The organism is Pedococcus sp. P2_F6 (assembly GCF_056403675.1).
In genome coordinates this window covers 383,148-396,886 of sequence record NZ_JBFUEZ010000002.1, presented here as the reverse complement: position 1 = coordinate 396,886, position 13,739 = coordinate 383,148, and the positions used below count along the sequence as shown (strand labels likewise).

Genomic DNA, 13,739 nt, shown 5'->3' with positions numbered 1-13,739 from the left:
AACCCGTCACTGGGGGTGGGCGGTCCAGCGTCCGGCGAGCCAGAGCCCGAGCAGCAGCAGGAGCGCCGCCAGGCCGGCAAAGGCGACACTGATCTCGACGTTGCGCTCCTGCAGGTCGACGTGCTTGGGCAGGTCGTTCAGGACTCCCTGCAGCTGGTCGGCGTCGCTCGCCTTGAAGTACTCGCCACCGGTTGTCCGGGCGACCGCCTGCAGTGCGTCCTCGTCGACGACGAGGAAGTTGCGCCCTCCCGGCCCCAGGCCGCCGCCGAAGCCACCGGGCGGCCCGTCGAACAGCCCTCCTCCGAGCTGGTCGCGGGTGCAGACCATCTGGGTCGGCTCGGTGGTGCCGAAGCCGATCGGGTAGACGCGCACCCCACGGGCCGCCGCCTGCACGGCCGCGTCCTGCGGTGTCACCCCGCGCGTGTTGGCGCCGTCGGTCAGCAGGACGACGATCTCCGGCACGGTCTTGGTCCCCTTGGGTGGCGTCGCGCCGGGAGTGCCGGTGGGGTCCGGAGTCGGGGTCAGGGCGTCCGGTCCGTCGGCGCCGGTGTCCCCCGTGTCGACCGGCGCCACATCGGGGTTGATCTCGGCGATCGCGTCGATCGACTTGAGGATGGCCGCGCCGATGGTGGTGCCGCGGCCGGTGGTCAGTCCGTCGACGGCGTGCAGGAGGTCGTCGTGGTTGGTGGTCGGCGCGACCGCCACCTGGGCGAACCCGGAGAAGACGACCAGGCCGATCCGGGTGCGGTTGTCCTGCTTGCCGATGAAGTCGCGGACCGCTTCCTGAGCTGCCGCAAGGCGATTCGGGCTGACATCGGTCGCGCACATCGATCCCGACACGTCGACGGCGAGGATGACGGCAGAGCTCGAGATCGGCACCTGCGCCCGCACCTGGGGTCGTCCCGCGGCAAGGCCGAGGAGGGCGAGGCTGCCCAGCACCAGGGCGAGCGGCACGTGTCGTCGCCACATCCGCTGGCGGGGCAGGACCGCCCGGATCAGGGCGACGTTGGAGAACCGGACGGCCGCCCGGCGGCGTCGCCGCAGCTGCCACAGGTATGCCGCGACGAGCAGTGGGACGGCGAGGAGCCCGAGCAGGGCGACGGGGAGCGCGAAGGACACGGTCACACCACCCTTCCCGAGCGGACGACCGAGGCGCCCGCCCCGAGCAGGAGGAGGACGGCTGCCGCGGCGGCGAACCAGGACGTGATCTCACGACGTTCGGTCCGGGCGGTCCAGGTCAGGTCGATGGAGCTGTAGACCTTGCTCAGGGCGGCGGTGTCGCTCGCGGCGTAGTAGGTGCCGTCGGTGGTGTCGGCGATCTGCTTGAGGGTGGCCTCGTCGAGTCGCGTCGAGATCTGGAAGCCGTCGACCTCGAGCACCGTGCCCTGCGGGCTGCCCAGCCCGATCGGGAAGATCCGCACGCCTGCGGTGGAGGCGAGCTCGGCCAGGACGAGCGGGTCGGGATCGGTCGTGTTCTCGCCGTCGGACAGCAGCACCACGGCAGCCGAGCCGTAGTAGCCGAGCTCGTCACCCCCGGCCGTGCCGTCCTGGCCCGTCTCGTCGACGCTGATCGGCTTGCCCGCTATCGCGCTGATGGCCGAGACGATGCCGCGCCCGAGTGCCGTGCCACCCTGAGGGGCCAGCCGGTCGATGGCGGCCAGCACCTCCTTGCGGTCGTTGGTCGGCTGTTGCGAGATGACGGCCGAGTCCCCGAAGGCGACGACGCCCAGCCTGATCGACGACGGCTGCTTGGCCACGAAGGTGCGGGCCGCGGCCTTGGCCGCGTCCAGCCGGGTCGGTGCGAGATCCTTGGCTGCCATGCTCGTCGACACGTCGAAGGCCAGGATGACGGTGCCCTCGCGTCGCGGCTCGGCCACCGTCGCCGAAGGACGGGCCAGCGAGGCGAGCAGCAGCGTCAGGGCGGCGAGCAGCAGCAGGGGCGCGACGTGACGCCACCGGTCGGGGCCACCGGGACTGGCGGCTACCAGCCCCTCGGCCGCCAGCTGTGCGCGACGCTCGTCGCGACGGCGCAGCTGGGCCCGGTACGCGATCACCAGGACCGGGACCGCGAGCAGGGACAGCAGGAGCACCGGCCACTCGAAGGTCATCTCCGCCTCCGCCTGCGGAGCTCGGAGATGCGGGCCAGCGCCCTGACCAGGTCGTCGTCCGTGGCGACGGGGTAGGTCTCGGTGCCGGACCGTCGTGCTGCCGCAACCAGGGCGTCCTGCCTCTCCCTGGCCGCTACGGCCAGCCGCCCACGGAACACCGGGTCGTTGGTGTCGACGAAGATCTGTTCGCCCGTCTCGGCGTCCTCGACGTAGACCATCCCGACCGCCGGGAGCTCGGACTCCCTCGGGTCAACCACCTGGATGGCCACCACGTCGTGGCGTCGCGCCAGCAGCGACAGCGGCTGTTCCCAGCCCGGTTGAGTGATGAAGTCGGAGACGATGACCAGCAGCGAGCGCCGGCGAGCCAGCCCTAGTGCCGCGCGCAGCAGGCGGGACAGGTCGGTGGTGTCCTTCGACCGGGTGCCCGGCGGCGGGCGCAACAGGGCCTGGCTGATGCGGAGCACCTGGTTGCGACCGTGCCCCGGAGGAATCGTCTCGATGCTCCCGTCGAACAACGCCGCCCCGATGCGGTTGCCACCGCGGGCCAGGATGTGCGCGAGCGTCGTGGCGATCTCGGCCAGCACCAGCGACTTCTGGCGGTCCACCGGCCCGAAGCCCATCGACGCCGACCGGTCCAGCAGGAGCCAGGCCGTGACCTCCCGGTCCTCCACGTACTCGCGCACGTACGGGGTGTCCATCCGGGCGGTGACGTTCCAGTCGATGTGCCGCAGGTCGTCACCGGGCTCGTACTCGCGCAGGTCGGTGAAGTCCACGCCCGTCCCCCGGAAAAGGGTCCGGTAGTCACCCTGGAGCCGCCCGTCGAGCCGGCGCACGACGCGCCACTCGAGCCGCCGGAGCAGTCGCTCCGCGGTCAACGGCCCCGCGGCGGACGGCCCGGGAACCGGGGGCCCTTGGCTCAGCGGGGTCCGGCGGCCCATGGCGCCTCGGAAGTGGACTGGGTCTGCTGGCGGCGCTCGCGCAGGGGCACGTCGGGCATCGTCACCGCATCCAGGATCGGGCCGAGGAGGTCGTCAGCCGCAATGCCCTCGGCCAGCGCCTCGTAGGACAGCACCAGCCGGTGGCGCATCACGTCGCGCGCCAGGTCGCGCACGTCCTGGGGCCGCGCGAAGTCGCGACCCCGGAGGAAGGCCAGTGCCTTGCCCGCGAGCACCAGGTTGATCGACGCACGCGGGCTGGCACCGAACGACAGGTAGCGGGCCAGGTCGGGCAGGCCGACCACCCCGGGTGAGCGGGTCGCGCCGACCAGCCGCACGGCATACTCGATCACGGCGGGATCGACGTAGACCGCGTCGGTCCGCTTCTGGAACTCCACCAGCTGTCCCGGTTCGAGCACTCGCTGAGCCGCCTCGAAGGTCGTCGTCATCCTCTCGACCACGACGAACTCCTCTGAGGCAGTGGGATATCCGACGAGCGCCTTGAGCATGAACCGGTCGACCTGCGCCTCCGGGAGCGCGTAGGTGCCTTCGGACTCGATGGGGTTCTGGGTCGCCATGACGAGGAAGGGGTCGGGCGCCTTGAACGTCTCCCGGCCGATGGTGACCTGGCGCTCCTGCATGACCTCGAGCAGCGCGCTCTGCACCTTGGCCGGGGCGCGGTTGATCTCGTCGGCCAGCACGAGGTTGGCGAAGACGGGGCCCAGCGAGACCTGGAACTCGCCGTCCTTCTGGTTGTAGATGCGGGTGCCGATGACGTCGGCGGGCACGAGGTCGGGCGTGAACTGGATCCGCTGGAACTCGCCGCCGATGGCCTGGGCGAGCGTCTTGATCGCCATCGTCTTGGCCAGCCCCGGGACGCCCTCGACGAGCAGGTGACCGCGGGCCAGCAGCGCGACGAGCATGCGTTCGAGGAGGACGTCCTGGCCGACGATGGTCTTCTTGACCTCGTAGAGCGCCTGCTCGAGCGGGTGCTGCCGGCCGAGCTCGGGGTGGGGATCCATGCGCTCTCCTCGGGTGCGATCTGTTGCTTTCGTTGCGCTGGTGCGGCGGGGTGAAGCGGGCTACTGCGGCGGGCTGCCGGCGACACCCCCGGCGGTGGCGATGGGGACGGCGAAACCGATGCCGACGAAGAAGTTCTGTTGCGAGGGGTTGGCCAGTCCGGTGACGATGCCGACGACCTGACCCGCCTTGTTGAGCAGGGGGCCGCCCGAGTTGCCGGGGTTCACGGCGGCGTCGAACTGGATGAGCCCCTTGAGCGTCTCGTCGGAGTCGACCTCGATCGTCCGGTCGAGCGCAGACACCACACCGGCGGACAGGGATCCCTTGAGGCCCAAGGGATGGCCGAGCGCGAACACGGGGTCGCCGACCTGTGCACCGCCACCCAGGACGGCGGGGACCACGACCTGGGGGAGCTCCTCCGGCGTGAGGACCGCGATGTCGGTCGCGGGGTCCTGCTCCTTGACGCTCGCGCTCGACTCCGTGCCGTCGGAGAACGTCACCTCGATGCTCTTCGCCCCCTTGACCACGTGCAGCGCGGTCAGCACCGCCCCCGCGGCGCTGATGACGACCCCAGCGCCGGTACCCCGCTCCGCACCGCTGCTGCCGGTGCGCTGCGTGGCGATCGTGACCAGTGACGGCAACGCCACCCGGTATGCCGCGGCCGCGTCAGGAGGCGCCTTGGCGGCCTCCTCCTTGGCCTTGGCGAGGCCGTCCTGGACGGCCTTGTCCACGTCTCTGCCCGTGATCGGCGCGGTGTCGGTGCCCCACGTCGCCGCGAGCACGGCCACCGAGAGCAGGGCCAGCACCACGATCGCGGCCACCAGCCACCGCCGCGGCGGCAGCCGCCTGCGAACGCGCGACGGGGTTTCGTCGACCACCTCCCGAGGTGGCTCGACGACCAGAGGCGAGCCCACCCGGTCCACCTTTCGCAGCGTACGTCCGATCCCGGCTCGGCGATACTGAAGCCGGGGATTCACGGCCAACTCTCAGGTTGGCGGCACGGGCTCGTCGGCGCAGGCTGGTGACGGCGGCATACCTCGCATGCCGTTGCGGCCGTAGATTGCCGGACATGGACAACGTCGTCTCCACCGTGGCGGAACTGCGCGCGCTCCAGCTGGACCGGATGCGCTGGAGCCTGGCCCACGCCTACGGCAACGTGCCGCACTACCGGGCCGCGTTCGACGCGGCGGGGGTGCGCCCCGACGACCTGCGCGACCTGGCCGACCTGGCGCGGTTCCCGTTCACGGCCAAGGCGGACCTGCGCGACAACTACCCGTTCGGGATGTTCGCGGTGCCGCGCGAACAGGTCGTGCGCGTCCACGCCTCGAGTGGCACGAGGGGCAAGCCGACCGTGGTGGGCTACACGCGCGACGACATCGACATGTGGGCCGAGGTGATGGCGCGGTCGATAGAAGCCGCCGGGGGCCGCCCGGGCGACCTGCTCCACGTCGTCTACGGCTACGGGCTGTTCACCGGTGGGCTGGGTGCGCACTACGGCGCCGAGCGGCTCGGCTGCACCGTCGTGCCCGTCAGCGGTGGCATGACGCAGCGACAGGTCCAGCTCATCCAGGACTTCAGGCCACGGATCGTCATGGTCACGCCGTCCTACTTCCTCGCCATCCTCGACGAGATGGAGGCGCAGGGGATCGACCCCAGGCAGACCTCGCTCGAGATCGGGATCTTCGGCGCCGAGCCCTGGACGGAGCAGATGCGCGAGGAGGTCCAGCGACGCAGCAACATCCGGGCCGTCGACATCTACGGCCTGTCCGAGGTCATCGGGCCGGGGGTGTCGCAGGAGTCCGGGCTGACCCAGGACGGCCTGCACATCTGGGAGGACCACTTCTATCCCGAGGTCGTCGACCCGGTGACCGGCGAGGTGCTGCCCGACGGCGAGGAGGGGGAGCTCGTCTTCACGTCGCTGACCAAGCAGGCGATGCCGGTCGTGCGCTATCGGACCAGGGACCTGACCACCTTGCTGCCGGGGACGGCCTACCCCCAGTTCCGGCGGATGGCCAAGATCACCGGACGCAGCGACGACATGATGATCGTGCGCGGCGTCAACGTGTTCCCTTCGCAGATCGAGGAGCACCTGCTCACCGTCGAGGGCCTGACGCCGCACTACCTGTGCGTGCTGACCCGGCCCGGTCGGATGGACGAGCTCACGGTGCAGGTCGAGGCGGCGTCCGAGGCCTCCACGGGGGAGGACCGTGCCCGGATGGCCCGCGACCTCACGAAGCGGGTCAAGGACCGGGTCGGCGTGACGATCCGGGTCGACGTGCTCGCACCGCATGCCCTCGAGCGCTCGCTCGGCAAGGCGAGGCGGATCAGCGACCAGCGCCCGCACTGAGGGTCGGGGGGCGGCGTTCGCCGACGGCGAACAGTCCTTCCCGACCTCCCGTAATCGTGTAATCATCATTACATGGCAACGAAGACAACAGCGGAGGCGTGGCTGGCCGGCCGCCTCCCGACCGACTGGTTCACCGGCCCGGTCGAGGTCACCCGCGACCGCGACGAGCTCATCATCATCGGCACCCTCGCAGAACCCACCATGGACGACGGCGTCGACGACACCGACCGCACCATCGCCGCGCGGGGCCGGATCAAGTCCTTCCGCGAGGACACCCGGGAGCGACGCATCGAGATCGCCCGCGAGCTCGAGCACCTGAGCGGCCGCAAGGTCTCGTGGGGTGTGCGGGTGGGCGAGACCGAGGCGCTGTTCACCCATCTCGCGGCTCCCGTCATGACGCGGTTGAGGCAGCCCGAGCGCCAGGTGCTCGACACCCTCGTCGAGGCAGGGGTGGCCAAGAGCCGCTCCGAGGCGCTCGCCTGGTGCGTCAAGCTCGTGGCCGACAAGTCCGACAGCTGGCTCGGCGAGCTGCGCGAGGCGATGGCCCACGTCGACGAGGTGCGCAAGAAGGGCCCCACCGCCTGAGCGCGCTTCCCAGGTGAGGTGTGCCGGGGAGCGGGCTTCGCGGCATACCGAGCGGTTTGCGTCCGCCCACGGCGAACATGAGCGGAGGGCGCTCAGGGCGGGGAACAGCGGAGGAACGCCCCGCGTTCCCCCAACGAGTCGTGTCAGAGGAACTGTTTCGTCCCGATCGGGTATCGGTGGACGAAAGGCGTACGCCGGGACCTCACAGCACGGATAGCATCGAGGTGATCTCGATAGGCAGGAGCAGAAGATGTTTGAAAGGTTCACCGACCGGGCCCGTCGGGTGGTCGTGCTTGCGCAGGAGGAAGCGCGCATGCTCAACCACAACTACATCGGCACGGAGCACATCCTGCTCGGTCTCATCCACGAGGGTGAAGGCGTCGCCTCCAAGGCTCTGGAGAGCCTCGGCATTTCGCTGGAGTCGGTCCGCGAGCAGGTGCAGGAGATCATCGGCCAGGGGCAGCAGGCCCCGAGCGGCCACATTCCCTTCACGCCCCGGGCGAAGAAGGTCCTCGAGCTGAGCCTTCGCGAGGCGCTGCAGCTCGGCCACAACTACATCGGCACCGAGCACATCCTGCTCGGCCTGATCCGCGAGGGCGAGGGCGTCGCCGCCCAGGTCCTCGTCAAGCTGGGCGCCGACCTGAACCGCGTGCGCCAGCAGGTGATCCAGCTCATCTCCGGCTACCAGGGCAAGGAAGGTGGCTCCGGCGCCGGCCTCTCGGGCAGCGTGCAGCAGGAGGGGACTCCTGCCGGTTCGCTCGTGCTCGACCAGTTCGGCCGCAACCTCACGATGGCTGCCCGCGAGGGCAAGCTCGACCCGGTCATCGGGCGTGAGAAGGAGATCGAGCGGGTCATGCAGGTGCTGTCCCGCCGCACCAAGAACAACCCCGTCCTCATCGGCGAGCCCGGCGTCGGCAAGACCGCCGTCGTCGAGGGCCTGGCGCAGGACATCGTCAAGGGCGAGGTGCCCGAGACCCTCAAGGACAAGCAGCTCTACACCCTCGACCTCGGCGCGCTCGTCGCCGGCAGCCGCTACCGCGGTGACTTCGAGGAGCGGCTGAAGAAGGTCCTCAAGGAGATCCGCACCCGCGGCGACATCATCCTGTTCATCGACGAGATCCACACCCTGGTGGGTGCGGGTGCCGCCGAGGGCGCGATCGACGCCGCCAGCATCCTCAAGCCGATGCTGGCCCGCGGTGAGCTCCAGACCATCGGGGCCACCACGCTCGACGAGTACCGCAAGCACATCGAGAAGGACTCGGCGCTCGAGCGCCGGTTCCAGCCGATCCAGGTCGCCGAGCCGACGCTCAGCCACGCGATCGAGATCCTCAAGGGCCTGCGCGACCGCTACGAGGCCCACCACCGGGTGTCCATCACCGACGGTGCCCTCGTGTCTGCCGCCAACCTCGCCGACCGCTACATCAACGACCGGTTCCTCCCGGACAAGGCGATCGACCTCATCGACGAGGCGGGCGCGCGGTTGCGCATCCGCCGGATGACGGCTCCGCCGGACCTGCGCGAGTTCGACGAGAAGATCGCGGCCGTGCGGCTGGAGAAGGAGTCGGCCATCGACGGCCAGGACTTCGAGAAGGCCGCCCACCTGCGTGACGACGAGAAGAAGCTGCTGCAGGCCAAGGCCGAGCGCGAGACGCAGTGGAAGTCCGGCGACATGGACGTCGTGGCCGAGGTCGACGAGGAGCTCATCGCCGAGGTCCTGGCTGCCAGCACCGGCATCCCGGTCTTCAAGCTCACCGAGGAGGAGTCGAGCCGGCTGCTCCACATGGAGGACGAGCTGCACAAGCGCGTCGTCGGCATGGACGACGCCATCAAGGCGATGTCCCAGGCGATCCGTCGCACCCGCGCCGGTCTGAAGGACCCGCGTCGTCCCGGTGGCTCGTTCATCTTCGCCGGTCCCACCGGTGTCGGTAAGACCGAGCTCGCCAAGACGCTCGCCGAGTTCCTGTTCGGTGACGAGGACAGCCTCATCCAGCTCGACATGTCGGAGTTCTCCGAGAAGCACACTGTCTCAAGGCTTTTCGGTTCGCCTCCCGGCTACGTCGGCTACGAAGAGGGTGGCCAGCTCACCGAGAAGGTGCGCCGCAAGCCGTTCTCCGTGGTGCTGTTCGACGAGGTCGAGAAGGCTCACCCCGACATCTTCAACACCCTGTTGCAGGTGCTCGAGGACGGCCGCCTCACCGACTCCCAGGGCCGGATGGTCGACTTCAAGAACACCGTCATCATCATGACGACCAACCTCGGCACCCGCGACATCACCAAGGGCTCGCTCGGCTTCTCCGCCGGCGCGGACACCCAGAGTGGCTACGACCGGATGAAGAACAAGGTCACCGACGAGCTCAAGCAGCACTTCCGCCCCGAGTTCCTGAACCGCGTGGACGACATCATCGTGTTCCCCCAGCTCACGCGGGACGAGATCGTGGCCATCGTCGACCTCGAGATCGCCAAGCTGGACAAGCGGCTCAAGGACAAGGACATGGGCATCGAGCTCACCATCGAGGCCAAGAACGTGTTGGCCGCGAAGGGCTACGACCCCGTGCTCGGTGCGCGACCGCTGCGTCGCACGATCCAGCGCGAGATCGAGGACGTCCTGTCCGAGAAGATCCTCTACGGCGAGCTCAAGGCGGGCGAACTCGTGCTCGTCGGCGCCGAGGGCGAGGGCAAGAGCGGCACCTTCACCTTCGTCGGCACGCCGCACCCCGGCAGCATCGAGCTGCCGGTCGTGCAGACGGTGGCAGACTCCGCCGACGCCAGCTGAGGGGCGCCAGACCCAGACACAAGCCGAGGTATGCCGCGTGGTCACCACGCGGCATACCTCGGCTTTGTCATGGGCGAGTTCACGAAGCTGCGCGCAGAACGCTTACTCTGGAGCGCGTGTCTCATTCCCCCCTGCCTCGCCGTTCGGTCCTCGTCGGTCTCCTCGCCGCACCCCTGACCCTCGCCGCCTGCTCGAAGGACAAGCCCGCCGCTGGTCCCTCCAGCACCACGACGACCCCCGCGTCGACGCCGCCCCCAGCGCGGGTCACGGGCAAGCTGCCGGCTGACCTGCTCGCGACGATGACCGCCCTCTATCTCGGCGGCAAGCCGGCCACCGGTGGGTCGACCATCGCGGCCGCCCTCGCGAAGCGGACGCCGCGCTCCACCCCGGTCGCGGTGACCGGCACCACCGGCACGTGGCACGGTGCGCCCATCGCCACGGTCGTGCAGGGCAAGGACGTCACCCTGCTCGTCAAGGCCAAGGCCGGCTGGACCGTCGTGGGTGGCTGGTGGCCCTCGCTCAAGGTCGCGCGGCCGGCGTTCCCCACCATGCGGGTCCTCGCCATCGGGTCGGACGCCCGCAACCCACAGCCTGTGACCAAGTGTCGGGCCGACGCCCTCCACATCATCGGGGTGAACGCGACGAAGGGTGTCGGTGGCATCGTCGGCATCCCCCGCGACTCCTGGGTCCCGCTGCCCGGAGGTGGCAGCGGCAAGATCAACGCTGCCCTCGTCTTCGGTGGTGTCAACGGACAGGTCAGGACGGTCTCCCGTGCCTCGGGGGTGCAGATCGACGGCTACGTCATCACCGGGTTCAAGGGCTTCCGCGGGATGGTCAGGAGCCTGGGCGGAATCGTCTTCGTGGCGGCCAAGGCGCTGAAGAGCGTTGACGGCCTGGCGATCGTCAAGCCCGGGAGCAACAAGCTCGACGCCACGCACGCACTCGCCCTCGCCAGGGAGCGCAAGCACCTGCCCAACGGCGACTTCGGCCGCTCCGCCAACCAGGGCGCGATCATCCGGGCCGGCATGGTGATGGCCCAGAAGGCCGGCCCCGGCGCGTTGGCGGGGCTCCTGTCCAAGATGGGTCCCCACCTGAGCACCGACCTGAGCGTGTCCGAGGTGCTCAACCTGTCGGCCAGCCTCTACCTGTCCAACGCGGCCAAGGTCCCCAACACGGTGGTGCCCGGCGCGATCGGCACCCGGGAAGGCCAGTCGGTCGTCCTGCTGGGTTCCCCTGCCAGGAAGATCTTCGCCGACATGAAGAACGGCCGTCTCGGTGGCTGAGCCCGAGTCGGCTGAGCCGGGGCCCGTTGGGTCGGCCGACCCTGAGCCGGCGCCCCCCGTTCGGGACGCCGCGTCGGTCACCGTCCGGGCGGCGCGCACCAGCGACATCCGGACGATCCGGGAGATCGTGCGACCGCACTCCGACTCGCGGGTGCTCGTGTCGAAGGACGCGGTGACCTACTACGAGGCGCTCCAGCAGTTCCGGGTCGCCGAGCTCGATGGCGTGGTCGTCGGGTGTGGCGCCCTGCACGTGATGTGGGAGGACCTCGCCGAGATCCGGACCCTGGCGGTCCGGCCCGAGGCCAAGGGCCGCGGGGTGGGTTCGATGCTGCTGGACGCGCTGATGGCCGATGCCCGCGAGCTCGGGGTGCAGCGGCTCTTCTGCCTCACCTTCGAGGTCGACTTCTTCACCCGGCACGGCTTCGAGGTGATCGAGGGCCAGGCCGTCGATCCCGAGGTCTATGCGGAGCTGGTCCGGTCCTACGACGAGGGCGTCGCGGAGTTCCTGGACCTCGAGCGGGTCAAGCCCAACACGTTGGGCAACACCAGGATGCTCCGCACCCTCTGAGCTCTCTGCGCGTTTGCATCGATCCGGGGCGGGGGGCCTCCCTGCTGGCCTAAGGTGTCCGCACGGACCAGCGACCCAGGGGGGACACCGTGTTCAAGAGTGCTGAGGAGAGGGAAGCCGAGCGCCAGCAGCGCGAGGCGGAGCAGGCGCGGCTGGCTGCCGCTCAGGACCAGCAGCGCCACGAGGAGGAGGCCGAGCGCCAGCGGCAGGCCTACCTCGCCTCACCCGTCGGGGCAGCCACTGCGGCCCGAGATGCCGGCGAGCAGTTCTTCGAGCTTCAGCTCCACGTGCGGAACCAGCAGGGTCAAGTGTCGTTCGGTGCAGTGAAGACGTCGGGCTCCATGACGAGCTCGGCCTCGACCCTGGCCGAGGTCGAGGCCGTCGGGTGGCACCTCGAGCACGCGAGCTACTACTTCGCGGTCACGGGTCAGAGCAGCGCCGAGCGCGTCTTCGGCTCGGGGGAGAACACCGCGGTGACCGGCGTGACGGTGGGTGCCTACCTCTTCCGCCGGACCGCAGTCGCGGACTCGATGTAACCGCGCCGGGGACGCCCAGCTGCATCTACCTCGAGTGACGCGGCGCGCTCACCTCGAATCAGGCAGGGGGGCCGGGTGGGCTCGGTGGTGGCGGCTCATCCTGATCCGCACCGAGGCGGCGAGGACGAGCAGCAGGAGACCGGAGATCACCCCGAACCCGAGGCGGGGGATCAGCGGCAGCGCGATGCCGATCCCGCCACCGATGACCCACGCGATCTGCAGCACGGTCTCGGACCAGGCGAACACCCTGGTGCGCACCGACTCCTCGATGTCACGTTGCACCACGGCGTCGCTGCTCAGCTTGATGAGCTGGGCACCGAGTCCCGCCACCAGGCCGAGGACGAGCAGGGTGGTCAGGGAGTAGAACAGTGCCGCGGCCAGGGCGACTGCCACGTCGGCGATCAGGGCCACCGCGATGATCAGGTCCGGTCGCAGCCGGCGCAGGGCGTTGCCGATGACCGTGCCCAGGGCGTTGCCGGCGCCGGCTGCCCCCACGACGAGGGCCAGCACGAACGTGCCGCTGTGTCCTGGCAGCGGGTGCTCGCGCATGAGGAAGGCCATGAACAGCGTGAGGAACCCGGTGAGGAGTCGGGCGCCCACCGCGCTGCACAGCGCGGTCAGCACCGGGACCGGCAGGGCCGCCACCCGTGCCCGCAGCCGCTCGAACAACCCGAGCCTGCGGCCGTCGCGCCGGCCCACTGGCACCGGGCCGGAGTCCTCGATGTCCTGCTCGCCACTGCTGGAGTCCACCCGCGACGGCAGCCGGATGGCCAGCACGGTGCCCGCGACGTAGATGAGGAAGGCCAGCCGCAGGGACCACTCGGGTCCCACGCGCGCTGCCGCACCGGCCAGCGCTCCACCGACAGCCATCCCGGCCACCCCTGCCAGGGCGTTGCGGGAGTTGGCATTGACCAGGCTGAACCCGGGCGGCAGCAGTCGCGGCACCGCCGAGGCCCGCGTCACGCCGTAGGCCTTCGAGGCGACCAGGCATCCCAGGGCCGCAGGGAACAGCCAAGGCGAGTCGTTGGCGACGGCGCCCGCCAGCACCCAGCAGAGGAACGCCCGCAGGGCGAGGGTGGTGCCGATCGCCCAGCGGCGGCCGTGCCGGAACCGGTCGAGGAGCGGCCCGATGAAGGGCGCGAGCAGGGCGAAGGGAGCCATCGTGAGGACGAGGAACTGGGCCACCTGGCCGCGTGCCTCGTCGGTGGGGATCGCGAAGATCGTGCCGGCGAGGGAGACGGTGAGCGCGGCGTCGCCCATGAGGTTGACGAAGTGCAGCTCCACCAGCCTCGCGAGGCCGCTCTCGCCCGCACCGGCCGAGTGCGTGTAGGCCCGCGCCCGACGGGCACCGGCCTTGCTGCCCCGACCAGCCAGCCTGGCCCCCGCCACGGTGCCCCGGCCGACGACCCGGCCGGTGCGTGAGGCGCCGATGCGCAGTGCGTGGGCAGCTCGCCTGCCGGCGGTCGGCCCGGCGGTCGGCCCGGCGGTCGGCCCTTCGGTGGGCCCGCCGCTCGGCCCTGACGCGGAGCCGCCACCGACATCGCGTCCCCGGCCCTCGTCCTCGTCGCTGGGTGACATCGAGGT

Annotated in this window: 12 protein-coding genes; 6 read left to right on the top strand and 6 right to left on the bottom strand. The window is 70.3% G+C overall.

The window, feature by feature from the left end; genetic code table 11:
• Window positions 1–6 precede the first annotated feature (6 nt).
• Genes AC1DWP_RS07305 through AC1DWP_RS07285 form a run of 5 tightly spaced genes read right to left on the bottom strand, consistent with a single transcriptional unit; the run spans window position 7 to window position 4,977 of the window.
• Complete coding sequence (locus AC1DWP_RS07305; RefSeq protein WP_477613793.1) at window positions 7–1,125, bottom strand: vWA domain-containing protein; 1,119 nt, start codon at window positions 1,123–1,125, stop codon at window positions 7–9.
• Window positions 1,122–2,108, bottom strand: coding sequence for a VWA domain-containing protein (locus AC1DWP_RS07300; RefSeq protein WP_477613792.1), 987 nt, complete (start codon window positions 2,106–2,108; stop codon window positions 1,122–1,124). The genes AC1DWP_RS07305 and AC1DWP_RS07300 overlap by 4 nt, the downstream gene beginning before the upstream one ends.
• Window positions 2,105–3,046, bottom strand: a complete 942-nt coding sequence (locus AC1DWP_RS07295; RefSeq protein WP_477613791.1) for a DUF58 domain-containing protein — start codon at window positions 3,044–3,046, stop codon at window positions 2,105–2,107. The genes AC1DWP_RS07300 and AC1DWP_RS07295 overlap by 4 nt, the downstream gene beginning before the upstream one ends.
• Window positions 3,025–4,065 (bottom strand): AAA family ATPase, encoded by a 1,041-nt coding sequence (locus AC1DWP_RS07290; protein ID WP_477613790.1) that lies wholly within the window; start codon window positions 4,063–4,065, stop codon window positions 3,025–3,027. The genes AC1DWP_RS07295 and AC1DWP_RS07290 overlap by 22 nt, the downstream gene beginning before the upstream one ends.
• A 60-nt stretch (window positions 4,066–4,125) precedes the next feature.
• Window positions 4,126–4,977, bottom strand: a complete 852-nt coding sequence (locus AC1DWP_RS07285; RefSeq protein ID WP_477613789.1) for a S1C family serine protease — start codon at window positions 4,975–4,977, stop codon at window positions 4,126–4,128.
• A gap of 155 nt (window positions 4,978–5,132) precedes the next feature.
• On the opposite strand from AC1DWP_RS07285, the gene paaK reads away from it, so the two are divergent.
• The 6 genes from paaK (at window position 5,133) to AC1DWP_RS07255 (ending at window position 12,155) form a co-directional block, all read left to right on the top strand.
• Window positions 5,133–6,410: a phenylacetate--CoA ligase PaaK gene (gene paaK / locus AC1DWP_RS07280; protein ID WP_477613788.1), complete on the top strand. Its 1,278-nt coding sequence runs from the start codon at window positions 5,133–5,135 to the stop codon at window positions 6,408–6,410.
• Between the two features lie 72 nt (window positions 6,411–6,482).
• Window positions 6,483–6,995 (top strand): hypothetical protein, encoded by a 513-nt coding sequence (locus AC1DWP_RS07275; protein ID WP_477613787.1) that lies wholly within the window; start codon window positions 6,483–6,485, stop codon window positions 6,993–6,995.
• Between the two features lie 250 nt (window positions 6,996–7,245).
• Window positions 7,246–9,768: an ATP-dependent Clp protease ATP-binding subunit gene (locus AC1DWP_RS07270; protein ID WP_477613786.1), complete on the top strand. Its 2,523-nt coding sequence runs from the start codon at window positions 7,246–7,248 to the stop codon at window positions 9,766–9,768.
• A gap of 116 nt (window positions 9,769–9,884) precedes the next feature.
• Window positions 9,885–11,051, top strand: coding sequence for an LCP family protein (locus AC1DWP_RS07265; protein ID WP_477613785.1), 1,167 nt, complete (start codon window positions 9,885–9,887; stop codon window positions 11,049–11,051).
• Window positions 11,044–11,619: an amino-acid N-acetyltransferase gene (locus AC1DWP_RS07260; RefSeq protein ID WP_477613784.1), complete on the top strand. Its 576-nt coding sequence runs from the start codon at window positions 11,044–11,046 to the stop codon at window positions 11,617–11,619. Before AC1DWP_RS07265 ends, AC1DWP_RS07260 begins: the two co-directional genes overlap by 8 nt.
• An 89-nt stretch (window positions 11,620–11,708) precedes the next feature.
• Window positions 11,709–12,155 (top strand): hypothetical protein, encoded by a 447-nt coding sequence (locus AC1DWP_RS07255; RefSeq protein WP_477613783.1) that lies wholly within the window; start codon window positions 11,709–11,711, stop codon window positions 12,153–12,155.
• Between the two features lie 48 nt (window positions 12,156–12,203).
• On the opposite strand, the gene AC1DWP_RS07250 is transcribed toward AC1DWP_RS07255, so the two are convergent.
• Window positions 12,204–13,733, bottom strand: a complete 1,530-nt coding sequence (locus AC1DWP_RS07250) for an MFS transporter (protein WP_477613782.1) — start codon at window positions 13,731–13,733, stop codon at window positions 12,204–12,206.
• Between the last annotated feature and the right edge of the window lie 6 nt (window positions 13,734–13,739).

Excerpts from the sequence above, each read along its gene's own strand:
- AC1DWP_RS07275 (WP_477613787.1), top strand. The coding sequence starts at position 6,483 with ATGGCAACGAAGACAACAGCGGAGGCGTGGCTGGCCGGCCGCCTCCCG.
- AC1DWP_RS07295 (WP_477613791.1), bottom strand. The coding sequence starts at position 3,046 with ATGGGCCGCCGGACCCCGCTGAGCCAAGGGCCCCCGGTTCCCGGGCCG.
- paaK (WP_477613788.1), top strand. The coding sequence starts at position 5,133 with ATGGACAACGTCGTCTCCACCGTGGCGGAACTGCGCGCGCTCCAGCTG.
- AC1DWP_RS07300 (WP_477613792.1), bottom strand. The coding sequence starts at position 2,108 with ATGACCTTCGAGTGGCCGGTGCTCCTGCTGTCCCTGCTCGCGGTCCCG.
- AC1DWP_RS07290 (WP_477613790.1), bottom strand. The coding sequence starts at position 4,065 with ATGGATCCCCACCCCGAGCTCGGCCGGCAGCACCCGCTCGAGCAGGCG.
- AC1DWP_RS07270 (WP_477613786.1), top strand. The coding sequence starts at position 7,246 with ATGTTTGAAAGGTTCACCGACCGGGCCCGTCGGGTGGTCGTGCTTGCG.
- AC1DWP_RS07250 (WP_477613782.1), bottom strand. The coding sequence starts at position 13,733 with ATGTCACCCAGCGACGAGGACGAGGGCCGGGGACGCGATGTCGGTGGC.